At 65.5% G+C, this 22,555-nt stretch carries 21 protein-coding genes; 17 read left to right on the forward strand and 4 right to left on the reverse strand.

The genetic code is table 11. The annotated features are described in order from the left end of the window. Nucleotides 1–30: 30 nt before the first annotated feature. From cobJ to cobG, 4 genes are read right to left on the reverse strand one after another with little or no spacing between them, the layout of a single operon-like run. Nucleotides 31–1,728 carry a precorrin-3B C(17)-methyltransferase gene (cobJ, locus tag ACI2KG_RS21430; RefSeq protein ID WP_404663199.1) on the reverse strand — a complete coding sequence of 566 codons (1,698 nt, stop codon included), beginning with the start codon at nt 1,726–1,728 and terminating at the stop codon, nt 31–33. Further along, nucleotides 1,716–2,450 carry a precorrin-2 C(20)-methyltransferase gene (locus ACI2KG_RS21435; protein WP_404663200.1) on the reverse strand — a complete coding sequence of 245 codons (735 nt, stop codon included), beginning with the start codon at nt 2,448–2,450 and terminating at the stop codon, nt 1,716–1,718. The genes cobJ and ACI2KG_RS21435 overlap by 13 nt, the downstream gene beginning before the upstream one ends. Continuing rightward, on the reverse strand, nt 2,447–3,073 hold the full coding sequence (locus ACI2KG_RS21440) for a precorrin-8X methylmutase (protein WP_404663201.1): 627 nt from the start codon (nt 3,071–3,073) through the stop codon (nt 2,447–2,449). The genes ACI2KG_RS21435 and ACI2KG_RS21440 overlap by 4 nt, the downstream gene beginning before the upstream one ends. After that, nucleotides 3,066–4,397: a precorrin-3B synthase gene (gene cobG, locus ACI2KG_RS21445; protein WP_404663202.1), complete on the reverse strand. Its 1,332-nt coding sequence runs from the start codon at nt 4,395–4,397 to the stop codon at nt 3,066–3,068. The genes ACI2KG_RS21440 and cobG overlap by 8 nt, the downstream gene beginning before the upstream one ends. Before the next feature lie 229 nt (nt 4,398–4,626). Between cobG and cbiE the strand changes: the two genes are divergently transcribed. From cbiE to ACI2KG_RS21530, 17 genes are all read left to right on the forward strand, one after another. Beyond that, nucleotides 4,627–5,838, forward strand: a complete 1,212-nt coding sequence (gene cbiE, locus ACI2KG_RS21450; RefSeq protein WP_404663203.1) for a precorrin-6y C5,15-methyltransferase (decarboxylating) subunit CbiE — start codon at nt 4,627–4,629, stop codon at nt 5,836–5,838. Then, nucleotides 5,831–6,925: a cobalt-precorrin-5B (C(1))-methyltransferase gene (locus ACI2KG_RS21455; protein ID WP_404663204.1), complete on the forward strand. Its 1,095-nt coding sequence runs from the start codon at nt 5,831–5,833 to the stop codon at nt 6,923–6,925. Before cbiE ends, ACI2KG_RS21455 begins: the two co-directional genes overlap by 8 nt. Next, entirely contained in the window at nt 6,922–7,644 is a 723-nt protein-coding gene (locus tag ACI2KG_RS21460) for a cobalt-precorrin-6A reductase (protein ID WP_404663205.1), read from the forward strand. Before ACI2KG_RS21455 ends, ACI2KG_RS21460 begins: the two co-directional genes overlap by 4 nt. Nucleotides 7,645–7,928: 284 nt before the next feature. Beyond that, nucleotides 7,929–8,366 (forward strand): NfeD family protein, encoded by a 438-nt coding sequence (locus tag ACI2KG_RS21465; RefSeq protein ID WP_404663206.1) that lies wholly within the window; start codon nt 7,929–7,931, stop codon nt 8,364–8,366. Between the two features lie 26 nt (nt 8,367–8,392). Continuing rightward, on the forward strand, nt 8,393–9,247 hold the full coding sequence (locus tag ACI2KG_RS21470; protein ID WP_404663207.1) for an SPFH domain-containing protein: 855 nt from the start codon (nt 8,393–8,395) through the stop codon (nt 9,245–9,247). Nucleotides 9,248–9,470: 223 nt separating this feature from the next. Beyond that, the gene (locus tag ACI2KG_RS21475; protein WP_400612017.1) at nt 9,471–9,860 is read left to right on the forward strand and encodes a DUF2946 domain-containing protein; all 390 of its coding nucleotides are present in this window, start codon (nt 9,471–9,473) and stop codon (nt 9,858–9,860) included. Nucleotides 9,861–9,906: 46 nt separating this feature from the next. Next, nucleotides 9,907–10,392 carry a copper chaperone PCu(A)C gene (locus tag ACI2KG_RS21480; protein WP_404663208.1) on the forward strand — a complete coding sequence of 162 codons (486 nt, stop codon included), beginning with the start codon at nt 9,907–9,909 and terminating at the stop codon, nt 10,390–10,392. Nucleotides 10,393–10,414: 22 nt separating this feature from the next. Next, nucleotides 10,415–10,846: a DUF2946 domain-containing protein gene (locus tag ACI2KG_RS21485; RefSeq protein ID WP_404663209.1), complete on the forward strand. Its 432-nt coding sequence runs from the start codon at nt 10,415–10,417 to the stop codon at nt 10,844–10,846. 66 nt (nt 10,847–10,912) lie between these two features. Beyond that, a complete protein-coding gene (locus ACI2KG_RS21490) occupies nt 10,913–12,979 on the forward strand; it encodes a TonB-dependent copper receptor (protein ID WP_404663210.1) in 2,067 nt (688 codons plus the stop codon). 58 nt (nt 12,980–13,037) lie between these two features. Beyond that, nucleotides 13,038–14,405: a PepSY-associated TM helix domain-containing protein gene (locus ACI2KG_RS21495; RefSeq protein WP_404663211.1), complete on the forward strand. Its 1,368-nt coding sequence runs from the start codon at nt 13,038–13,040 to the stop codon at nt 14,403–14,405. Between the two features lie 171 nt (nt 14,406–14,576). Further along, a complete protein-coding gene (gene cycA, locus ACI2KG_RS21500; protein WP_400612027.1) occupies nt 14,577–15,983 on the forward strand; it encodes a D-serine/D-alanine/glycine transporter in 1,407 nt (468 codons plus the stop codon). 269 nt (nt 15,984–16,252) lie between these two features. Then, on the forward strand, nt 16,253–17,518 hold the full coding sequence (gene urtA / locus ACI2KG_RS21505) for an urea ABC transporter substrate-binding protein (RefSeq protein WP_404663212.1): 1,266 nt from the start codon (nt 16,253–16,255) through the stop codon (nt 17,516–17,518). A 105-nt stretch (nt 17,519–17,623) separates the two neighbouring features. Next, nucleotides 17,624–19,144: an urea ABC transporter permease subunit UrtB gene (gene urtB / locus ACI2KG_RS21510; protein WP_404663213.1), complete on the forward strand. Its 1,521-nt coding sequence runs from the start codon at nt 17,624–17,626 to the stop codon at nt 19,142–19,144. Next, nucleotides 19,144–20,223: an urea ABC transporter permease subunit UrtC gene (gene urtC, locus ACI2KG_RS21515; RefSeq protein ID WP_404663214.1), complete on the forward strand. Its 1,080-nt coding sequence runs from the start codon at nt 19,144–19,146 to the stop codon at nt 20,221–20,223. The genes urtB and urtC overlap by 1 nt, the downstream gene beginning before the upstream one ends. Beyond that, nucleotides 20,220–21,077 (forward strand): urea ABC transporter ATP-binding protein UrtD, encoded by an 858-nt coding sequence (urtD, locus tag ACI2KG_RS21520; RefSeq protein WP_404663215.1) that lies wholly within the window; start codon nt 20,220–20,222, stop codon nt 21,075–21,077. The genes urtC and urtD overlap by 4 nt, the downstream gene beginning before the upstream one ends. Before the next feature lie 146 nt (nt 21,078–21,223). Further along, nucleotides 21,224–21,922: an urea ABC transporter ATP-binding subunit UrtE gene (urtE, locus tag ACI2KG_RS21525; protein ID WP_404663216.1), complete on the forward strand. Its 699-nt coding sequence runs from the start codon at nt 21,224–21,226 to the stop codon at nt 21,920–21,922. Between the two features lie 31 nt (nt 21,923–21,953). Next, complete coding sequence (locus ACI2KG_RS21530) at nt 21,954–22,469, forward strand: GNAT family N-acetyltransferase (RefSeq protein ID WP_404663217.1); 516 nt, start codon at nt 21,954–21,956, stop codon at nt 22,467–22,469. Nucleotides 22,470–22,555 lie beyond the last annotated feature (86 nt).

Here is a 22,555-nt window from a genome sequence, read left to right on the forward strand (position 1 = left end):
ATGCAGCGCTCTGAAGCGTTTCCGCGGTAACTAGCTGGCCGACGGGTACCACCGCGGTGTGTACGCCCACACCCCTCCCGACAGACGAGGAAACACGCAGGTTGTAGAGGAGCCGACCAGCACCATGGTGCGCATGTCGACCATTTCCGGCAGCAGTTCGGTCAAGGAGACTACCTTCAGCGTCTGCCCCGGCCTACCGATGTCACGGCCAAGGACTACAGGCGTGTTCCCGTCACGGTGTCGGCGCACCACTTCCAGTGCTACACCGAGCTGATGCGGCCTGGATTTGGAAATCGGGTTGTAGAACGCCAGCACCAAGTCGGCCTGCGCGGCCAGGTCCAGGCGCTTTTCAATGATCGACCAGGGCTTGAGGTTGTCCGACAGCGACATCACGCAGAAGTCATGACCCAGCGGCGCGCCCGCCTGGGCGGCCGTTGCCAGCGAAGCCGACACCCCGGGCAGCATCTCGAGGTCGACGCGGTGCCACGCCGGGTCAGTCGATTCGTGTAGCGCTTCGAGTACCGCCGCCGCCATGGCGAACACACCCGGATCACCCGAAGACACTACCACCACCGACCGGCCCTGGGCCGCCAGTTCAAAGGCATGTCGGGCCCGTTGCATCTCTTCGCGGTTGTCTGTGCAGTGCAACACCTGGTCGTCGCGGAACGGGCCGGCCATGCGCACATAGGTTTCGTAACCGAGCACATCCTCGGCTTGCGCCAGCTCGGCCTTGACCGCCGGCACCATCAGTTCGGCAGCCCCCGGGCCCAGGCCGATCACGGCCAGGCGACCACGGCGGCGGCCAACCTGCGCCACCTCGACCGGGGCAGGCGCCACGGCGATGACCACATCGGCCTGCTCAATCAACTGGGCATCGGGCAATGCGGCGGCAACCATCCCAGCCACATCGTGCGGCTTGGCAGCGAAGCGCAAGGCGACGCCCAGTTCATGCGCCGCCTCGTGCAAGGCGGCATCGGCCATGGCCAGTTCGTCGGCCAGCACGCAGGCCACTGAAGGCCCGGCGATGCCGGCCTGTTGCAAGGCCGCACGAATGCTGGCCAGGTTGCCACCTGCAACGCCCACTACCACCGAACGCGGGTGGATCAGCAACTCGTCGCGGCTGGCCGGGCGCGCCTGATGCCCCACATGGATGGTGCGCTGGGCAACGTCGCTGGCAGGCAACTGTGCCTGCTGCAACCAGGGTGCATCGCCTTCGATGCGCACCGACTCGCCAGCCAGCAGGTCAGAGACAAAGCGCTTGCCTTGCTCGATATCCGCCAAGGCATAGCCCTGTGGCGGGTTCAACAGGCAGGTACCAAAGCGCAGCTCGCCACTGGTGGTGATGGCGGCAGCAACGCCCAGTGCTTCGGCAATTTCACGCGCCATCACGTTCACACCGCCCAGGCCACCGAGCAACGGCACGACCGCGCTGCCATCCTCGGCCACGGCCAACACCGGTGGCTCGCTGCCCTTCTCGTTGAGCAGGCTGGCCAGGCTGCGAATGACGATACCGGCGGCGCACAGGGCGATGATCGGCGTGTCCTGCTGATACAGCCCCCGCAAGGTATCGCCGAACGCGCCGTAGTAGGCATCGGCACCTTCGACCCGGCCTTCCAGGCCATGGATCGTGGCCTGTGGATAACACTGCTGGATCCGCTGCGCCGTGGCCAGGCTGCCCGGGCCAAGGATGACGATTGCCGGCGCCTTGTGCATGTTCAGCCCTGCCATTTTTCCCCCGGCACGATGATCAGCGAGAAGTACGGCGACGACTGTGGGTCAACCTGGTCCAGCGGCACGATCTTCTGGTTGGCCATGGTCGCCCGCTCGACATACAGCGCACGCCCGTCCAGGCCCAGTTCGGCCAGCACGTCGCGCACCTTGGGGAAGTTGCGCCCAAGCTTCATGATCACCGCCGCATCGGCGTCGGCCAGGCGGCGCTTGAGCTCTGCGGCCGGCAACACGCCCGACAGCACCGACAGGCTCTGGTTGCGGTACACCAGCGGCGCGCCCAACACCGAAGCACCACCGAGCATCGAACAGACACCAGGGATCACTTCTGCCTCAAAGCGCTGCGCCAAGCGGTCATGCAAGTACATGTAGGAGCCGTAGAAGAACGGGTCGCCTTCGCAGATCACCGCCACATCACGGCCGGCTTCCAGGTGCTCGGCCACCTGCACGCTGGCTTCGTCATAGAAGTCGCTGATCACCTGTTCATAGGACAGCGGCGCCGGCAGGGCTTCGGTGGTAACCGGGTAGACCAACGGCAGCAAGGTCTGCTCGGGCTGCAGGTGCGCCTCGATGATGCCGAAGGCATTGCCACGCTTGCCCTTGGCCACGAAGTAGCCCACCACCGGCGCTTCGCGCAGCAGGCGCAGGGCCTTGAGGGTGATCAGTTCAGGGTCGCCCGGGCCCACGCCCAGGCCCAACAGTCGTCCACGCGGCGCCATCATTCCACCTCCGTGGCCAAGGCGTTGACCGCGGCGGCGGCCATCGCGCTGCCGCCCAGTCGGCCCTGCATGATCACGAACGGCACACCACGGCTGTCGGCGGCGAGCATGGCCTTGGACTCGGCAGCGCCGACAAAGCCAACCGGGAAGCCGAGGATCAATGCCGGCTTTGGAGCACCGGCATCGAGCATTTCCAGCAGGTAGAACAGTGCGGTGGGGGCATTGCCGATCACCACCACGCTGCCTTCCAGGTGCGAGCGCCACAGTTCCAGGGCGACGGCGGAACGGGTGTTGCCGGCGTCCTTGGCCAGGCCCGGCACGCTCGGGTCACGCAGGGTGCAGATGACCTGGTTGTTCGCTGGCAGGCGGGCACGGGTAATGCCTTCGGCAACCATGTGCGCATCGCACAGGATCGGCGCGCCGTTCAGCAGCGCCTCGCGCCCGGCCCGGCCGGCGCCTTCGGAGAACTGCAGGCCATCGATGGCGTCGACCATGCCGCAGGCGTGGATCACCCGTACGGCGAGCTTTTCGAGGTCTGCGGGGATCCGCTCGAGTCGGGCTTCCTCGCGGATGATCCGGAAGGAATTGCGATAGATCTCCTGACCATCGCGGATGTAGTCAATCATCAAGGTGCTCCGTCGGCAGGTCGAGCATGGCGCCTGCTTCATTCAAGGTAAGGTCGGTGCCGCGCAGGGCGCCAAAGCCCGGCTGGCGCGCGTCACGCAGGTACAGGTCATAGCGGCCCGGCGAGCGGGCCAGCAGGGTGGCCGGGGCCACATGGGCCACGGCGCAGGAACGGGGGCAGCCGGACAGGTGCACGCTGGCAGGGGCACCTGGGCCCAACAATGCGGCCAGGGTAACGGCATCGGCCTTGGTCTCGCCCAGCGCCTTGGCGCAGCCGCTGCTGCCGGTGCAGGCGCTGATGCGCGCCAGCGGCTCATGGGCGTGGCACAGCAGGCCGACTGCGGACAACTCGGCCTGGGCGTGCGCGATATGCAGCGCTTGCAGGTTGGGCAGCACCAGGCTTTGCCAGGGGCTCAGGCGCAGGCTGCCATCACCCAGTTCACGGGCCATGCGTGCGGCGCCGCGCAGCATGGCCGGGGTCAGGCGGCCCTGCGGTGGGGCCACGCCAAGGGCCAGGCCATGCGCCTGGGGCAGCTTGCCCAGCCATTGGGTGTGTTGTGCTTCACGGCGCCAGGCGAGCACGGCAGCATCGCGGCGGATGTTCAGGCCAAGGCCATCGACAAAATCGCTTGCCGGGCATACCTCAAGCAACTGGCGCATGCGCGACTGTTCAGGGGTTGCCAGGTCGAGGAAGCGCTCCAGCACCGCCCGCACCAGCGCCAGCCCCTGCGCCACTGGCACTGCGCCGAGCACCTGGCCGTCTTGCGGGCAACTCGCCAGGCCAAACGCCAGCCAGGTGTGTTGCCCCAGACGCAAGGCCGACAGCCACAGGTCGTGGGGGTGTTCAAGCATGGCCAAGCCTTCGCCGGCATCCAGCTGCACGGCGAACTTGGCCGACAACTGGTGGAAGCGCGGGGTGCCTTCAAGCAGGTCGAGGATCTGCCCGGCCAGCGGCCGAGCGTCCAGCAGCATTGACGGGTCATGCCCGGCCAGCGGGCTGAGCATCAGGTTGCGCACATCGTCGCCGGCTGCATCGCGCGGGCCCAGGCCGGCCGCGAGCAGTGCCTCGACCAGGGCTTGGTGCTTGTTGCCGATGCCGCGGATTTGCAGGTTGCCACGGTTGGTGGCCTCGATCACGCCGCCAGCGAAGCGCTCCGCTGCCGCGGCCACTGCCTCGGCCTGCCCGGCCAGCAGCAAGCCACCCGGCAGCTTGATGCGGCAGATACCGCCATCACGGGCACTGACGATGCGCCACAACCCCGGGCAGGCCGAGGGGCGGGGCGTTACGTTGGGGGCATGGTCCTGCGTCAAAGGGGCGTCCGGCAATCTGTGAAAATGCGCTTGAGTGTAGAAGGCGCGGTATTATGCCTGCTTTGTCCGGCGGCATGAAAAGCCGGTGGTCGAGCATCATTCGAGTTTGGGCTGAAATTTTGGGGGCGCTACGCACCCCGTCGCGACACAAGGCCGCTCCTACAGGGCACACCGCACCCCATGTAGGAGCGGCCTTGCGTCGCGATGGGCCGCAAAGCGGCCCCAAAATCGTGAAGAGGAATACATGACCCCCTGGCTGACAGTAATAGGCATCGGCGAAGACGGCTTCCCTGGCCTGGGCAAACAAGCCCGGCGCGCCCTGCTGGGCGCTGCAAAGATCGTCGGCAGCCCACGCCAACTGGCCTTGCTGCCACGCTGCATCACCGCTGAACAACTGGCCTGGCCCAGCCCGTTCTCGCTAACCCCGGTACTGGCCCTGCGCGGCGAGCCGGTGTGCGTACTGGCCAGCGGCGACCCGATGTTCTATGGCGTTGGCGCCAGCCTGGCGCGCCAGGTGCCCGCCGCCGAAATGCGCGTACTGTCGATGCCCTCCTCCTGCGCGTTGGCCGCTGCACGCCTGGGCTGGCCGCTGCAGGACGTGCAGGTGGTGTCGCTGGTAGCCCGCCCCCTGGCAACGCTCAATGCCCACCTGTACAGCGGCATGCGCCTGCTGGTGCTGAGCAACGATGGCGACAGCCCGGCGGCCATCGCCGCGCTGCTGCGCGAGCGCGGCTTCGGGCCAAGCCGGCTGCAGGTGTTCGAGCACCTCGGCGGCGAAAATGAGCGAGCACTGGCCGGCACCGCCCAGGACTGGCCGCACGCCGACATCGCCGCGCTCAACCTCGTCGCCATCGAGTGCCTGGCTGCACCCGACGCACCACGCCTGCACCGGCTGGCCGGGTTGCCCGACAGCGCCTTGCGCCACGACGGCCAGCTGACCAAGCGCGATGTGCGCGCCATTACCCTGGCGCGCCTGGCGCCGCAGCCCGGCGAACTGCTGTGGGACGTGGGCGCAGGCTGCGGCTCGATCGGCATCGAATGGATGCGTGCCCACCCCGCCTGCCGCGCCCTGGCCATCGAGGCCGACGAAGGCCGCCAGGGTTTTATCCAACACAACCGCGAAGCGCTCGGTGTACCTGGCTTGCAGCTGGTCTGCGGCAAGGCGCCCGCAGCACTGGAGGGCCTGGAGCAACCGGATGCCATCTTCATCGGCGGCGGCGTTACCCGCGAAGGCGTGCTTGACCGCTGCTGGGCCAGCCTTCGCCCCGGTGGGCGGCTGGTGGCCAACGCCGTGACCCTGCAAAGCGAACTGGCCCTGGCACATTTTCGCGAGCAACACGGCGGCGAACTGACCCGCATCCATATCGCCCACGCCCAGCCCTTGGGCGCATTCGACACCTGGCGCCAGGCACTGCCGATCACCCTGCTCGAAGTGGTAAAGCCCACCGATGCGTGAAGAAACCCGCGAACAGCCCGCGCCCCTGCGCAGCGGCCTGACCACCGGCAGCTGCGCCACCGCCACCAGCCTGGCAGCGGCCAAGCTGCTGCTCACCGGGCAGCGTGACGATGCGGTGGATATCACCCTGCCCAAGGGCAAGGTGGTGCAGATGCGCCTGGAGTTCTGTCGCCTGGTGGGCGAGTGCGCCGAAGCCGGAACCCTCAAGGATGCAGGCGACGACCCGGACGTGACCCACGGCGCCCTGCTCTACAGCCAGGTACGCCTGCAGGGCGAGCCCGGTACCCGTTTCGTCGCCGGTCAGGGTGTCGGCACCGTTACCCGCCCAGGTCTGGTGCTGGCCGTGGGTGAACCGGCCATCAACCCGGTACCAAGGCGGATGATCAGCGAGCACCTGCAGGGCCTGGCCGACGAGTGCGGCTACGCCGGCGGCTTTGAGGTCACGGTCAATGTGCAGGGCGGCGAGCAGCTGGCACTGAAGACCATGAATCCGCGCCTGGGCATCCTCGGCGGGCTGTCGATCCTCGGCACCAGCGGTATCGTGCGGCCGTTCTCCTGCGCGGCCTACATCGCCTCGATCCACCAGGGCATCGACGTGGCCCATACCAATGGCTACACGCATATTGCCGCCTGCACCGGCAACGCCAGTGAAGACACCATGCGCAGGGTCTACGGCCTGCCGGAAATCGCCCTGATCGAAATGGGCGATTTCGTCGGTGCGGTGCTCAAGCACTTGCGCAAGGTACCGGTGCCACGCCTGACCCTGTGCGGGGGGTTCGGCAAGATCAGCAAACTGGCCGCCGGGCACATGGACCTGCACAGCCGCCACTCCAGCATCGACTTGCCGCAACTGGCCGGCTGGGCAGCGGACATCGGCGCTGACGCGGCCCTGCAAGCCGCGATCATTGGCGCCAACACCAGCCAGCAGGCGCTCGCACTGGCGCATGCCGCCGGCATCGCCCTGGGTGATGCGGTGTGTGCTCACGCCCTGGCCTTTGCCCGCAGCGTGGTGCCGGCGCACGTACAAGTGGAAGTGTTCGCCATCGACCGCCAGGGCGGCATCGTCGGCAAGGCAGGTGTGCAATGACGGCCCGTATCCTGCTGTTGGGTGGCGTCACCGAAGCCCTGGCCATCGCCCGCCGCCTTGGCCCGCAACATGTCTACAGCCTGGCCGGTATCGGCCGCGTGCCGCAAGACCTGCAATGCCAGGTGCGGGTCGGCGGCTTTGGCGGCGCCGAGGGCCTGGCCAGCTACCTGCGCGAGGCGGGCATAAGCCTGCTGCTCGATGCCACACACCCCTATGCCGCGCAGATCAGCCGCAATGCCGCCAGCGCTGCCCGCATGGCGGGTATCCCGTGCTGGGCCTTGCGTCGCCCGGCGTGGCAGGCGCAGGCGGGGGACGACTGGCGCGAAGTAGAAGACTGGGCAGGGTTGATCGAAGCACTCAAGCCGTTCCGCAGGCCGCTGTTCACATTGGGGCGGGAGCCATTGCAACATCTGGATGAGATTCCAGCGGAGCAGTTCTGGACCTTGCGGGCGCTGGAAGCCTGCCCTGGCAATGCGCGCTGCGAAGTGATGGGTGCGCGTGGCCCGTTCCATATCGAGGATGAACGGGCGTTGTTCCAGCGGCGCAAGATCGATGTGCTGATCAGCAAGAACAGCGGTAGCGTGGCGACCGAGCCGAAGCTGGAGGTGGCGCGGGAGTTGGGGCTGCCGGTGTTGATCCTGAAACGGCCGGTGTTGCCGCAAGTAGACCGGGTTTTCGAATCGCAGTCTGATCTGGCAACAGCGCTTGACCTGCAATAACACATATCGAGAGCACGCCGCAGATCCCTGTAGGAGCGGCCTTGTGTCGCGATAGGGCTGCGCAGCAGCCCCAGGACTTCAGCACAGATGCACAAATTGCCGGGGCTGCTGCGCAGCCCTATCGCGACACAAGGCCGCTCCTACAGGAGACCGCGCCAGCCTTCAGAAAATGTGTCAGGCAGTCCCCCTACAGCCCTTTCGGTTTTTTCTTTCAACCCGGCAAGTGGCCCCGTGCCGCTCCGCTGACATAAACTCAGGTCCTCCCCTTGGAAGGCGCAACCCATATGGAAATGCAATGGTGGATCTGGCTGGTGTTCGGCATCGCGCTGATCCTGCTCGAACTGGTCCTGCCGACGTTCTTCATCCTCTGGTTCGGCATCGGTGCCGTGCTGGTCTCGCTCATTTCGCTGGCGGCCCCCAGCCTGCAGCTGGACATGCAGGTGCTGTTGTGGGTGCTGCTGTCGTCGGCAACCACCGCGCTATGGTTCAAGCTGTTCCGGCGCAAGCAGCCGGATGTGCGCTGGACTGCCGACAGCGTGATCGGCGAAGTGGGCTTGCTGACCGCGGGCGTTTCGGAGTTCCAGAAAGGCCGTGTGCGTTTCCAGAAGCCGATCCTCGGCAACGAAGAATGGACCTGCGTCGCCGATAGCGAAATCCCGGCCGGCGAGCGGGTGCGCCTCACCGCCATCGAAGGGAACACCGCCCGCGTCGTCCGGGCCTGAATCCGCACTAAAAGGAATTTAGTATCATGACCAGCCTCATCATCGTCGGCGCCATCGCCCTGTTCGTCCTGATCACTGTGTTCAAGGGGGTACGTATCGTGCCCCAGGGCGAAGAATGGATCGTGGAGCGCCTGGGCCGTTACAACACCACGCTCAAGCCCGGTTTGAACATCGTCATTCCTTACGTGGACGTGGTCGCCTATCGCCTGCCGACCAAGGACATCATCCTCGATGTGCAAGAGCAGGAAATCATCACCAAGGACAACGCGGTCATCGTCGCCAACGCCCTGTGCTTCGCCAAGGTGGTCGACCCGCAGAAGGCCTCGTATGGCGTGCAGAACTTCTCTTTCGCCGTCACCAGCCTGACCATGACTTCGCTGCGCGCCATCGTCGGTGCCATGGACCTCGACGAAGCGCTGTCCAGCCGCGAGCAGATCAAGGCGCGCCTGCGCGATGCGATGTCCGAACAGACCGAAGACTGGGGCGTGACCGTACGCTCGGTGGAAATCCAGGACATCAAGCCCTCGGAGAACATGCAACTGGCCATGGAGCGCCAGGCCGCAGCCGAGCGTGAGCGCAAGGCCGACGTGACCCGTGCCGAAGGCGCCAAGCAGGCGGCGATCCTGGAGGCAGAGGCGCGCCTGCAGGCGGCCAGGCTGGATGCCGAAGCGCAGATCAGCCTGGCCGAGGCTTCGGCGCGGGCGATTTCGCTGGTGAAGGAAGCGGTGGGCAACGAGACCGTGCCGGCCATGTACCTGCTGGGTGAGCGGTATATAGGCGCGATGGAGAACCTGGCCGGTAGCAACAATGCCAAGGTGGTGGTGTTGCCGGCTGACCTGCAGGAGACCGTGCGTGGCCTGATGGGGCGTGGCAAGGTTTGATAGCACCGGGGGCGCTTTGCGCCCCTATCGCGACACAAGGCCGCTCCTACAAGGACCGCGCATGCTGGCCATGATGCGATCCCCTGTAGGAGCGGCCTTGTGTCGCGATGGGCTGCGCAGCCGCCCCCAAACTCTGGCCACCTGCGTCACTTCACCGCACCCCGCCATTTTTACCTATACTCCGCCTTACAATACCCACCACGATTCCTGACCGGATCTCTCCATGCCCCCACGTCGGCACATTGCCTGGATAGCCTGCCTTGCAGTGCTGTTCAACCTGCTGGCCATGCCGCTGTCTTCTGCTGCGCCCAAAGGCCCGGCCGAACAGCTGCTGTGGGGGGCTTTCTGTTCCAGCATGGCCAACAAGGCCAAGGTCGATGTGCAGGCCCTGGCCAAGATCGACCTCGGCCCGCAAAGCGACGCCAGCGCCGGCATGATGAACTGCTGGTGCTGCTCGGGCGCCGCGCCGCTGCTGGCCCTGCCCGTCTACCCGCCACAGTTGCACAACCCGCCGACACTGCTCGCCGGGCTGTTGCCGCCACCTGCCGACTACCAACCCACGCCGCGCCAGCTCTGGCCTGCGTTAAACCCCCGTGCCTCTCCGCTGGCCTGAGTGTTTCAAGCTGTCTGCCTGAACCTGAACAGAACGGAGATTCACCATGCTCAAGCATGCCCTCGTCATGGCCGCCCTGCTGCTGCCCGGCGCCTTTGCCAATGCCCACGAATACAGCGTGGGTGACCTGCACATTGCCCACCCCTGGTCGCTGCAACTGCCACCCAACGCGCCGAACGTAGCGGCGTATTTCGTGGTGCACAACAATGGCCAGGCCGATGACCGCTTGCTCAGCGTCGACAGCCCCATCACCGATGATGCACAGCTGCACGAACATGCCATGAGCGCCAGCGGCGCCATGAAAATGCAGCAGGTGCCCAGCGTGGTGGTGCCCGCCGGCAAGGACCTGACCTTCGCCCCCAGCGCCTACCACGTGATGTTGATGCAGCCCAAGGACCGCAGCCTGCTCGTCGACGGCAAGCGCTTCCCGCTGACCCTGCACTTCGAAAAGGCCGGCGACATCACTGTCGACGTGGCCGTGCAGAAGCAGGCGCCAGCGGCCCCGTCGCAAGCCCACGAACACGCGCACTGACACCCGCTGACAGGCACTGGCCATGAGCCTGCCGCGCACCAGCCGCCGCCGTACCACCCGCCCTGACCGCAGGCGCGCCGGTGGCGGATGGCTGAGCCTGTTCGCCATGTGGATGATCTTCATCGGCCCACTGGTTTCCCAGTCGATGCCGATGGACCACCACGCCGGCATGAGCATGCCGATGGACATGCCGATGGCGGCTGCCCATCAGCATGCCAGCGACAGCCATCACGGCCACGGCGGCGATGGCCAACTGCACGTAATGTGGGAAAAGTGCGGTTATTGCAGCCTGTTGTTCAACTGCCCGGCCCTGCCCCAGGCCCTCAGCCCGCTCAGCGCCGGCAGCGACGTCCCCACCAGCTACCTGTTTGCGCCAACGCACCAGGGCCATGCCCGGCAGGCGGTATTCCCCGGTGCGCGCAGCCGCGCCCCGCCTTGCTCGATCAACGTCTGAACGCACATTTTGCGCACGAAGCCAGGAGGCTTCGGGCTGACTCATGACTGATCGACTGGAATCACTATGTCCGGCTGCACCCCTGTTTTTGCCCTGTCCCTGCGTGGGACCATCGCCGCCGTGTGCGGCTCGCTGCTCGCGCCCGTGGCGCTGGCCGCCGACCCTGGCCATGAAGGCCATGCGCACGACGCACCCGAGCTGAGCCCGACGGTGATCACCGCCGTGGCGCCGAGCTCGCCACTGACCGTGGTCACCAACCCGAAAGACCCGCGCCAGCCCGTACCGGCCAGCGACGGCGCCGACTACCTGAAGACCATCCCCGGTTTTTCGGCGATCCGCGCCGGTGGCACCAACGGTGACCCGGTCCTGCGCGGCATGTTCGGCTCGCGCCTGAACATCCTCACCAACGGCGGCCTGATGCTCGGCGCCTGCCCCAACCGCATGGACGCCCCGACCTCGTACATCTCGCCGGAAACCTACGACCGCCTGACCGTGATCAAAGGCCCGCAAAGCGTGATCTGGGGCCCGGGCGGCTCGGCAGGCACCATCCTCTTCGAGCGCGAACCGGAAAAGTTCGGCAGCCTCGGCAGCCGGGTCAACGCCAGCCTGCTGGCCGGTTCCAACGGCCGCTTCGACAAGGTGCTGGACGCCGCTGCCGGCAACAGCCAGGCCTATGCGCGCTTTGTCGGCAACCAGTCGCGCTCGGACGACTACCACGACGGTAACAACGACACCGTGCCGTCCCGTTGGGACAAGTGGAACGGCGATGTCGCCCTGGGCTGGACGCCCGACCAGGACACCCTGCTGGAGCTGACCGCAGGCAAGGGCGATGGCGAGGCCCGCTATGCCGGGCGTGGCATGGACGGCTCGCAGTTCAAGCGCGAAAGCCTGGGCCTGCGCTTTGAAAAGTCCAACCTCGGCGAGGTGCTGGACAAGGTCGAGGCGCAGGTTTACTACAACTACGCCGACCACGTGATGGACAACTACAGCCTGCGCACGCCGTCAGGCAGCGGCATGATGGGCATGCCGATGGTCAGCAACGTCGACCGCCGCACGATGGGCGCACGCATCAAGGCCACCTGGCGCTGGGCCGACGTGCAGCTGGTCAGCGGCATCGACGCGCAAACCAACGAACATCGCCAGCGCGGCGGCATGGGCGTGGACGCGCACAAAGGCCAAGCCTGGACCAAGGACGCCGACTTCCACAACTACGGCGCCTTCAGCGAACTGACCTGGTACGTCAGCGGTGAAGACCGGCTGATCAGCGGCGCCCGCCTGGACCGCGCCTCGGCCCGTGACTTCCGCCAGGGCAGCGCCACCGAAGGCGACACCCGCGCTGACACCCTGCCCAGCGGCTTCGTCCGTTACGAGCACGACCTGGCAGCCATCCCGGCCACCACCTACATCGGCCTTGGCCATGCCCAGCGCTTCCCCGACTACTGGGAGCTGTTCTCGCCCAAGCTGGCGCCACCCGGTGCGGCCAATGCCTTCGACGGCATCAAGCCAGAGAAGACCACCCAGCTCGACTTCGGCATCCAGTACCGCACCGAGCGCCTGGAAGCCTGGGCTTCGGGCTATGTCGGGCAGATCCGCGACTACATCCTGTTCGACTACCGCACCGGCATGATGGGCATGAGCACCTCGCAGGCGCAGAACATCGACGCCCGCATCATGGGTGGCGAACTGGGCGCAGCCTACCAGCTGACGCAAAACTGGAAGGCCGACGCCACGCTGGCCTACGCCTGGGGCAAGAACAGCAGTGACGGCAAGGCGCTGCCGCAGATGCCTCCGCTGGAAAGCCGCCTGGGCCTGACCTACAGCCGCGACGTGTGGAGCGTCGGTGCCCTGTGGCGGCTGGTGGCGCCGCAGAACCGCATCGCCGAAAACCAGGGCAACGTGGTCGGCAAGGACTACGACAAGAGCGCCGGCTTTGGCGTGTTCTCGCTCAATGGCGCCTACAAGGTGAACAACAACCTCAAGCTCAGCGCAGGGGTCGACAACCTGTTCGACAAGACCTACGCCGAGCATTTGAACCTGGCCGGGAATGCCGGGTTCGGCTACCCGGCAACCGATCCACAGCCGGTCAATGAGCCGGGCAGGACCTTCTGGACCAAGGTCGATTTCAGCTTCTGACAATAACCAAAGGCGCCACTTCGGTGGCGCCCATCCGCTGGTCAAACAGGAGGTTCCCATGAGAGGAACACGCATCAATTTCTATAACCTGGCCTGGCGTTGGCACTTCTATGCGGGGCTGTTCGTGGCCCCGTTCATGATCCTGCTGGCAATCACCGGGATCATCTACCTGTTCAAGCCGCAGCTCGACCCGCTGCTGTACCGCGACCTGATGGTGGTCGAAACCGGCCACCACCGACAGGGCGCGGATGCGTTGCTGGCAGAAGTAAGGCAGGCCTACCCCAAAGGCCACGTCGGCCAGTACCTGCCGCCGCTGAACGCCGAGCGCAGTGCGCAGTTCGTGGTGCATGACGGCGGCCGTGAACTGAATGTATTCGTCGACCCGTACAGCGGCAAGGTGCTTGGCGAGCAGGACGGCAAGCAGAACCTGCAGGCCATTGCCCGCGCCCTGCATGGCGAGCTGATGGTCGGTACGGTAGGCGACCGCCTGGTGGAGCTGGCTGCAGGCTGGGGCATCGTGCTGGTGGTGTCGGGCCTGTACCTGTGGTGGCCACGCGGGCGCAATGGCGCGGGTGTGTTGTGGCCACGGCTGTCGGCGCGCGGCCGGCTGCTGTGGCGCGACCTGCACGCGGTAACCGGCTTCTGGGGTTCGGCCTTGCTGTTACTGATGCTGGTCAGCGGCATGACCTGGACCGGCCTGTGGGGCAAGCAGTACGCCGATTTGTGGAACCGCTTCCCAGCGGCCATGTGGAACGACGTGCCCAAGTCGGACCAGCAGGCGGGCGAGCTGAACAGCGCACACCGCCAGACCGTGCCCTGGGCCCTGGAGAACACGCCGATGCCGCAGTCCGGCGCACACGCCGAACATGCCGGGCACCACATGATGTCGGCCGCGCCTGCAGCGCCGCAGGTGAGCCTGCAGCAGGTCGAGGACATCGCCACCTCGCGCCAGGTTGAGCCGGGCTACAGCATTACCCTGCCCACCACCGCAGACGGCGTGTTCACCATTGCCGTGTTCGCCGACGACCCGCGCAACGACGCCACCCTGCATGTCGACCAGTACACCGGCAAGGTGCTGGCCGACGTGCGCTGGCAGGACTACAGCCCGGTCGCCCGCGCCACCGAACTGGGGGTGATGCTGCATGAAGGCAAGATGTTCGGCGCGTTCAACCAGATCATCATCCTGCTGGTGTGCCTGATGATTCTGCTGGGCTCGGTGAGCGGGCTGGTGATGTGGTGGAAGCGCCGGCCCGAGGGTGGCCTGGGCGTGCCGTCGCTGCGCCACGACCTGCCGCGCTGGAAGACGGCGGTGGGGGTGATGCTGGTGTTGGGGGTGATGTTCCCGCTGGTGGGGGTGTCGATGGTGGTGATGTGGGTGGTGGATAGTTTGGTGGTGAGGCGCCGTCGGGTGCTGGCCAACGCCTGAGTGTTTGCCTGTACCGGCCTCTTCGCGGGCGAACCCGCGAAGAGGCCGGCACAGGCAAACACTGCTACCCAAATGTAGAGTCGATCTGTCGCGCCCCGAACTGGAACGCGCGTGTTAGCCTATCCGGCTACCTCTGACAAGAAGACTGACCTCTACAAGGGAATGCAGCCTATGACGCAAACCTCACCCACCACAGCAGATGAACCGCATCTGCAACGCAACCTGACCAACCGCCACATCCAGCTGATCGCCATCGGCGGTGCGATCGGCACCGGCCTGTTCATGGGCTCGGGCAAGACCATCAGCCTGGCCGGCCCCTCGATCATTTTCGTCTACATGATCATCGGCTTCATGCTGTTCTTCGTCATGCGTGCCATGGGCGAACTGCTGCTGTCGAACCTCAACTACAAGTCATTCATCGACTTCTCCGCCGACCTGCTCGGCCCCTGGGCCGGCTACTTCACCGGCTGGACCTACTGGTTTTGCTGGGTGGTCACCGGCATCGCCGACGTGGTCGCCATCGCCGCCTACACACAGTTCTGGTTCCCGGACCTGCCGCAGTGGATACCGGCGCTGACCTGCGTAGGCCTGTTGCTGTCGCTGAATCTGGTTACGGTGAAAATGTTCGGCGAGATGGAATTCTGGTTCGCCCTGGTCAAGATCGTCGCCATCCTCGGCCTGGTCGCCACCGGCCTGTATATGGTCATCACCGGTTTCACCTCGCCCAGCGGGCGCACTGCGCAACTGGCCAACCTGTGGAATGACGGCGGCATGTTCCCCAACGGCTTGATGGGCTTCTTCGCCGGCTTCCAGATCGCCGTATTCGCCTTCGTCGGCATCGAGTTGGTGGGCACCACCGCCGCCGAAGCGAAAAACCCGGAGCGCACCCTGCCACGGGCGATCAACTCGATCCCGATCCGCATCATCGTGTTCTACGTATTGGCGCTGATCGCGATCATGGCGGTTACCCCATGGCGCGACGTGGTACCGGGCAAGAGCCCGTTCGTGGAACTGTTCGTGCTGGCCGGCCTGCCGGCAGCGGCGAGCATCATCAACTTCGTGGTGCTGACCTCGGCGGCCTCGTCGGCCAACAGCGGCGTGTTCTCCACCAGCCGCATGCTCTACGGCCTGTCGCAGGAAGGTGACGCGCCCAAGGCGTTCGAGAAGCTGTCGAGCCGCTCGGTGCCGGCCAACGGCCTGTACTTCTCCTGCACCTGCCTGCTGCTGGGTGCGGTGCTGATCTACCTGGTGCCGAACGTGGTCGAGGCGTTCACCCTGGTCACCACCGTTTCGGCGGTGCTGTTCATGTTCGTCTGGACGCTGATCCTGCTGTCGTACCTGAAGTACCGCAAACACCGCGCGGCGCTGCACCAGGCGTCGAAGTACAAGATGCCGGGCGGGCGCTTCATGTGCTACGTGTGTTTGGTGTTCTTTGCTTTCATCCTGGTGTTGCTGAGCCTGGAGGCGGATACCCGCTCGGCGTTGGTGGTGACGCCGATCTGGTTCCTGTTGCTGGCGGTGACTTACCAGTTCGTGCGTAGCAGGCGCCATCCACGCACAGCTGTGCGTAACGGCTAACTCTGCTGGGGCTGCTTTGCAGCCCTTTCGCGACACAAGGCCGCTCCTACAGGGGAACGCGATCTCCTGTAGGAGCGGCCTTGCGTCGCGATGGGCCGCAACGCGGCCTCAATACTGTGCACACAAATCCCGCAGGCACCAACCTGGCCCGCGCGAACGCCCCAACACCTCGCACAACCCCTCTATTCCGCCCCTTCCGCCACTAGGCACACCCCTTGCAACACCCCTCCCCGCTTGCCCAACACATAAAAACCCAGCGGAGAGAGCACATGAAGCGACGCAGCCTGATCAAGGCCTTTACCCTCAGCGCATCGATTGCCGCAATGGGCCTGAGCTGGAGCATCCAGGCGGCCGAGACCATCAAGATCGGCATCCTGCATTCGCTGTCGGGGACCATGGCGATTTCCGAAACCTCGCTCAAGGACATGGCGCTGATGACCATCGAGCAGATCAACGCCAAGGGCGGGGTGAACGGCAAGATGCTCGAACCGGTGGTAGTCGACCCGGCCTCCAACTGGCCACTGTTCGCTGAAAAGAGCCGCCAGCTGCTGACCCAGGACAAGGTCGCAGTGGTGTTTGGCTGCTGGACCTCGGTGTCGCGCAAGTCGGTGCTGCCGGTATTCGAAGAGCTCAACGGCCTGCTGTTCTACCCGGTGCAGTACGAGGGTGAAGAGATGTCGCCGAACGTGTTCTACACCGGCGCCGCGCCCAATCAGCAGGCCATCCCGGCCGTGGAATACCTGATGAGCGAAGACGGCGGCAGCGCCAAGCGTTTCTTCCTGCTGGGCACCGACTACGTCTACCCGCGCACCACCAACAAGATCCTGCGTGCGTTCCTGCACAGCAAGGGCGTGGCCGACAAGGACATCGAAGAAGTCTATACGCCGTTCGGCCATGCCGATTACCAGACCATCGTCGCCAACATCAAGAAGTTCTCCGCGGGCGGCAAGACGGCGGTCATTTCCACAGTCAATGGCGACTCCAACGTGCCGTTCTACAAGGAACTGGCCAACCAGGGCCTGAAGGCCACCGACGTGCCGGTGGTGGCGTTCTCGGTGGGTGAAGAAGAGCTGCGCGGTATCGACACCAAGCCGCTGGTGGGGCACCTGGCGGCGTGGAACTACTTCGAGTCGGTGGATAACCCGGTCAACCAGCAGTTCGTTGCCGACTGGAAGGCCTACGCCAAGGCCAAGGGCCTGCCGGGCGCCGACAAGGCGGTGACCAACGACCCGATGGAGGCCACCTACGTGGGCATCCACATGTGGGCGCAGGCGGTGGAAAAAGCCAAGTCCACCGACGTCGACAAGGTGCGTGAGGCGCTGGCCGGGCAGAGCTTCAAGGCGCCATCGGGCTTTACCCTGACCATGGACAAGACCAACCATCACCTGCATAAGCCGGTAATGATCGGCGAGATCCAGGATGACGGGCAGTTCAGTGTGGTGTGGGAAACCGAGCAACCGCTGCGGGCGCAGCCTTGGAGCCCGTTCATTCCGGGGAATGACAAGCGGCCTGATTACGCCGTGAAAGGTAACTGAGTGCATTGGGGCTGCTTTGCAGCCCAATCGCCGGCAAGCCAGCTCCCACAGGTAATCACTGCCCTTGAGGCCTGTGCAGTACTTGTAGGAGCTGGCTTGCCGGCGATGAAGCCACCCCCGATTTCCAGGATTGCCCGCATGTTCAGACTGCTGCTCACCCTGCTCCTGCTACTACCCCTGGCCACCCAGGCCAACGAGGGCGAATTCTTCCTCAGCGCCAAACCCGCCGAACAGGCCCGCCTGCTCGAAGGCTGGGCGGCGCAACCGGATGCCGCACGCCTGCCGCTGCTGGACAACCTGCGCCAGGGCCGCCTCGCCGCTGACGACACGCGCAAGCTGCGCCTGAACAACCGCCTGCGCGGCCTGATCGACAACGCCCTGGCCAGCCACCAGTTGCTCAGCGACAACAGTGACACCCGCCTGGCCGCGGCCCAGCAACTGCAAAAAAGCGCACAACCGGCGCAAATGGCCTTCCTCGACCGGCGCTTCGCTATCGAAGTGGACCCCGCCGTACACGCCGCCCTCGGCCTGGCCCTGGCCAACCTGCAACTGGGCGCCAGCGAGCCGGCCGTTCGCCTGGCCGCCGTGCGCCTGCTGGGCGAAACCGGTGACCCACTGGCCCGCACGCGTCTCGAAGCCCTGCTACAACCCGACGCTGAAACCGATGCCGGCGTGCGCACCGCCGCCGAAACCAGCCTGGCCCAGGTGCAGCGCAAGCTGCTGGTCGGCGAGCTGCTCGGCCAGGCCTTCAGCGGCCTGTCGCTGGGTTCGATCCTGCTGCTGGCGGCGCTCGGCCTGGCGATCACCTTCGGCCTGCTCGGGGTGATCAACATGGCCCATGGCGAGATGCTGATGCTCGGCGCCTACAGCACCTACATGGTCCAGGTAATGCTGCAGCGATACGCGCCCGGCGCTATCGAGTTCTACCCGCTGATCGCCTTGCCGGTAGCCTTCGTTGTCAGTGCCGGGGTCGGCATGGCGCTGGAGCGCACGGTCATTCGTCACCTGTACGGCCGGCCGCTGGAAACCCTGCTGGCCACCTGGGGCATCAGCTTGATCCTGATCCAGGCCATCCGCCTGCTGTTCGGCGCGCAGAACGTCGAGGTCAGCAACCCGGCGTGGCTGTCGGGTGGCATCCAACTGCTGCCCAACCTGGTGCTGCCGTACAACCGCCTGGTGATCATCGGCTTTGCCCTGGCCGTGGTGCTGCTCACCTGGCTGCTGCTCAACCGCACGCGGCTGGGCCTGAACGTGCGTGCGGTCACCCAGAACCGCAACATGGCTGCCTGTTGCGGGGTCTCCACCGGGCGCGTCGACATGCTCGCCTTCGGCCTCGGCTCGGGCATCGCCGGGCTGGGGGGCGTGGCCCTGAGCCAGGTCGGCAACGTCGGCCCGGACCTGGGCCAGAGCTACATCATCGACTCGTTCCTGGTGGTGGTGCTCGGCGGTGTCGGCCAGCTGGCCGGCAGCCTTTGGGCGGCATTCGGCCTAGGCATCGCCAACAAGCTGCTGGAGCCGCAGATCGGCGCCGTGCTCGGCAAGATCCTCATCCTTGCGTTAATCATTCTGTTCATCCAGAAGCGCCCGCAAGGCCTGTTCGCCCTCAAGGGACGGGTAATCGACTGATGAACCAGCCACTGCTTGTCACTGCTACGCAAAAGGCCGGACCACGCCTGACGCTGACCATCGGCGCTGTCGTCGTCCTGCTGCTGGTGGCCCTGCCGCTGCTGTCGCTGCTGCCGGCGGACCATGCCCTGCAGGTGTCGGCCTACACCCTGACCCTGGTTGGCAAGATTCTTTGCTACGCCATTGTTGCCCTGGCCCTGGACCTGGTCTGGGGCTATGCCGGGTTGCTGTCGCTGGGCCACGGGCTGTTCTTCGCCCTGGGCGGCTACGCCATGGGCATGTACCTGATGCGCCAGGCGGCCGGTGACGGCCTGCCGGGGTTCATGACCTTCCTGTCGTGGACCGAGCTGCCGTGGTACTGGGCCGGTACCCAGCATTTTGCCTGGGCCTTGTGCCTGGTGGTGCTGGCGCCCGGGCTGCTGGCGCTGGTATTCGGCTGGTTCGCCTTCCGTTCGCGGATCAAGGGCGTGTACTTCTCGATCATGACCCAGGCCCTGACCTTCGCCGGCATGCTGCTGTTCTTCCGCAACGAAACCGGCTTTGGCGGCAACAACGGCTTCACCAACTTCCGCACCATCCTTGGCTTCGACATTACCGCGCAAGGCACCCGGGCGGTGTTGTTCCTGCTCACCGTCGGCCTGCTGCTGGCCAGCCTGTACCTGTGCTGGCGCCTGACCCGCAGCAAGTTCGGCCGGCTGTTGACGGCGGTGCGCGACGCCGAGAACCGCTTGATGTTCTGCGGTTACGACCCACGCGGCTTCAAGCTGCTGGTGTGGGTGCTGAGCGCTGTGTTGTGCGGCCTGGCCGGGGCGCTGTACGTGCCTCAGGTGGGCATCATCAACCCCAGCGAGATGTCGCCGACCAATTCCATCGAAGCCGCCGTGTGGGTAGCCCTGGGCGGGCGAGGCACACTGATCGGCCCGCTGCTCGGTGCCGGCCTGGTCAATGGCATGAAAAGCTGGTTCACCGTGGCCTTCCCGGAATTCTGGCTGTTCTTCCTCGGCGCGCTGTTCATCCTCGTGACCCTGTACCTGCCCAAGGGCGTGGTCGGCCTGTTGAAGAAAAGGAGCCAGCCATGAGAGGCGTGCCCCCGGTCCACCCGGAATTCATGCTTGAGCCGGTGTTCGACCAACTCGGCGCCGGCCGCGATGCCATCGGCCTGGGCCACAGCCGCAAGGCTGGCCTGGACACCCGCCACGGCACGGTGCTGAGCCTGGAAGACATCAGTGTCAGTTTCGATGGTTTCAAGGCGCTGAACGCGCTGAACCTGTACATCGGCGTAGGCGAGTTGCGCTGCATCATCGGCCCCAACGGCGCCGGCAAGACCACCCTGATGGACGTAATCACCGGCAAGACCCGGCCCGACAGCGGCACGGCTTATTTCGGCGACACCCTCGACCTGACCCGCATGAGCGAATACCAGATCGCCCAGACCGGCATCGGCCGCAAGTTCCAGAAGCCCACGGTGTTCGAGGCCCTGACGGTGTTCGAGAACCTGGAGCTGGCACTGAAGGCCGACAAGTCGGTGTGGGCCAGCCTGGCAGCGCGGCTGGGCGGTGAGCAGCGCCAGCGCATCGAGCAAGTGCTGACCACCTTGCGCCTGCTACCCCTGGCCCAGCGCCCGGCCGGGCTGCTGTCGCACGGTCAGAAGCAGTTTCTGGAGATCGGCATGCTGCTGGTGCAGGAGCCGCAATTGCTGCTGCTGGATGAACCGGTGGCGGGCATGACCGATGCCGAGACCGAGTTTACCGCCGAGCTGTTCAAGGGCTTGGCCGGCACGCATTCGCTGATGGTGGTGGAGCATGACATGGGCTTTGTCGGCAGTATTGCCGACCATGTGACCGTGCTGCACCAGGGCAGCGTGCTGGCGGAAGGGTCGCTGGAGCAGGTGCAGGCGGATGAGCGGGTGGTCGAGGTTTATCTGGGCCGTTAGATCTTTAAACCTGTGCCGGCCCTATCGCCGGCAAGCCAGCTCCCACAGAGTCCCCATAGACCTTGAAGTTTGTACTTTACCTGTGGGAGCTGGCTTGCCGGCGATGGGGCCAGCACAGGCACAGCACCTCTTTCAGGAACACCAACATGCTGAAAATCGACACCCTGCACCAATACTACGGCGGCAGCCACATCCTGCGCGGCCTGTCCTTCGAAGCCAAAGTCGGCGAAGTCACCTGCCTGCTGGGCCGCAACGGCGTGGGCAAGACCACCCTGCTGCGCTGCCTGATGGGCCTGGTGCCGGCCCGCGACGGCAGCATCGAATGGGAAGGCAAGCCGATCACCACACTCAAGCCCCAGCAACGGGTGCACGCTGGCATCGCCTACGTGCCCCAGGGCCGCGAGATCTTCCCGCGCCTGACCGTTGAGGAAAACCTGCTGATGGGCCTGTCACGCTTCCCTGCCCGCGAGGCCCGCGAAGCCCCAGCGTTCATCTACGAACTGTTCCCGGTACTGGAGCAGATGAAGCAACGCCGCGGCGGCGACCTTTCCGGCGGCCAGCAACAACAACTGGCCATCGGCCGCGCCCTGGCCAGCCGCCCGCGCCTGCTGATCCTCGATGAGCCGACCGAAGGCATTCAGCCCTCGGTCATCAAGGAAATCGGTGCCGTCATCCGCCGCCTGGCCGAACGCGGCGACATGGCCATCCTGTTGGTTGAGCAGTTCTACGACTTTGCCGAAGCGCTGGCCGACCAGTACCTGGTCATGGCCCGTGGCGAAATCGTCCAGCGCGGCCGCGGCGAAAACATGCAGGCCGAAGGTGTGCGCGGTCTGGTAACCATTTAATCTGCAAACAACGACCTTGCGAGACGCTGTCATGAGTTACGAAATCCGCGACGCCCTACCCGCCGACGTGCCGGGCATCCTCGACATCTACAACGACGCCGTGCGCAACACCACGGCGATCTGGAACGAAACGCCTGTCGACCTGGGCAACCGCCAGGCCTGGTTCGAGGCTCGGGCACAGCAGGGCTACCCGATCCTGGTGGCGGCGGATGAGACCGGTGTGCTGGGTTATGCCTCGTTTGGCGACTGGCGGCCGTTCGAAGGCTTTCGCCTGACCGTGGAGCATTCGGTGTATGTGCGGGGTGACCAGCGCGGCAAGGGGCTAGGGCCGGTGTTGCTGGCGACGCTGATCGAACGGGCGCGGGGATGCGGCAAGCACGTGATGGTGGCGGCCATCGAAAGTGGCAATGCGGCGTCGGTGCGCATTCATGAGCGCCTGGGCTTTGTGGTGACAGGGCAGATGCCGCAAGTGGGGGTAAAGTTTGGGCGCTGGCTGGATTTGACCTTCATGCAGCTGGTGTTGAACCCGGGGGCGGAACCAAACTGAGAAACCAGCCTTGATGCGATCCCTGTAGGAGCGGCCTTGTGTCGCGATGGGCTGCGCCAGCAGCCCCAGATCTATGCTCTGATTCA

Origin of the sequence: Pseudomonas sp. NPDC089407, assembly GCF_044900445.1 — a bacterium.
Classification (GTDB): Bacteria; Pseudomonadota; Gammaproteobacteria; order Pseudomonadales; family Pseudomonadaceae; genus Aquipseudomonas.

Bases quoted from the DNA above. Each gene is read 5' to 3' on its own strand.
- ACI2KG_RS21435 (WP_404663200.1), bottom strand. From the start codon at position 2,450: ATGATGGCGCCGCGTGGACGACTGTTGGGCCTGGGCGTGGGCCCGGGC.
- ACI2KG_RS21475 (WP_400612017.1), top strand. From the start codon at position 9,471: ATGCCCCCACGTCGGCACATTGCCTGGATAGCCTGCCTTGCAGTGCTG.
- cbiE (WP_404663203.1), top strand. From the start codon at position 4,627: ATGACCCCCTGGCTGACAGTAATAGGCATCGGCGAAGACGGCTTCCCT.
- cobJ (WP_404663199.1), bottom strand. From the start codon at position 1,728: ATGGCAGGGCTGAACATGCACAAGGCGCCGGCAATCGTCATCCTTGGC.
- ACI2KG_RS21460 (WP_404663205.1), top strand. From the start codon at position 6,922: ATGACGGCCCGTATCCTGCTGTTGGGTGGCGTCACCGAAGCCCTGGCC.
- ACI2KG_RS21465 (WP_404663206.1), top strand. From the start codon at position 7,929: ATGGAAATGCAATGGTGGATCTGGCTGGTGTTCGGCATCGCGCTGATC.
- urtE (WP_404663216.1), top strand. From the start codon at position 21,224: ATGCTGAAAATCGACACCCTGCACCAATACTACGGCGGCAGCCACATC.
- cycA (WP_400612027.1), top strand. From the start codon at position 14,577: ATGACGCAAACCTCACCCACCACAGCAGATGAACCGCATCTGCAACGC.
- urtC (WP_404663214.1), top strand. From the start codon at position 19,144: ATGAACCAGCCACTGCTTGTCACTGCTACGCAAAAGGCCGGACCACGC.
- ACI2KG_RS21485 (WP_404663209.1), top strand. From the start codon at position 10,415: ATGAGCCTGCCGCGCACCAGCCGCCGCCGTACCACCCGCCCTGACCGC.
- urtB (WP_404663213.1), top strand. From the start codon at position 17,624: ATGAAGCCACCCCCGATTTCCAGGATTGCCCGCATGTTCAGACTGCTG.
- ACI2KG_RS21495 (WP_404663211.1), top strand. From the start codon at position 13,038: ATGAGAGGAACACGCATCAATTTCTATAACCTGGCCTGGCGTTGGCAC.
- urtA (WP_404663212.1), top strand. From the start codon at position 16,253: ATGAAGCGACGCAGCCTGATCAAGGCCTTTACCCTCAGCGCATCGATT.
- ACI2KG_RS21440 (WP_404663201.1), bottom strand. From the start codon at position 3,073: ATGATTGACTACATCCGCGATGGTCAGGAGATCTATCGCAATTCCTTC.
- ACI2KG_RS21470 (WP_404663207.1), top strand. From the start codon at position 8,393: ATGACCAGCCTCATCATCGTCGGCGCCATCGCCCTGTTCGTCCTGATC.
- ACI2KG_RS21455 (WP_404663204.1), top strand. From the start codon at position 5,831: ATGCGTGAAGAAACCCGCGAACAGCCCGCGCCCCTGCGCAGCGGCCTG.
- ACI2KG_RS21530 (WP_404663217.1), top strand. From the start codon at position 21,954: ATGAGTTACGAAATCCGCGACGCCCTACCCGCCGACGTGCCGGGCATC.
- ACI2KG_RS21490 (WP_404663210.1), top strand. From the start codon at position 10,913: ATGTCCGGCTGCACCCCTGTTTTTGCCCTGTCCCTGCGTGGGACCATC.
- ACI2KG_RS21480 (WP_404663208.1), top strand. From the start codon at position 9,907: ATGCTCAAGCATGCCCTCGTCATGGCCGCCCTGCTGCTGCCCGGCGCC.
- urtD (WP_404663215.1), top strand. From the start codon at position 20,220: ATGAGAGGCGTGCCCCCGGTCCACCCGGAATTCATGCTTGAGCCGGTG.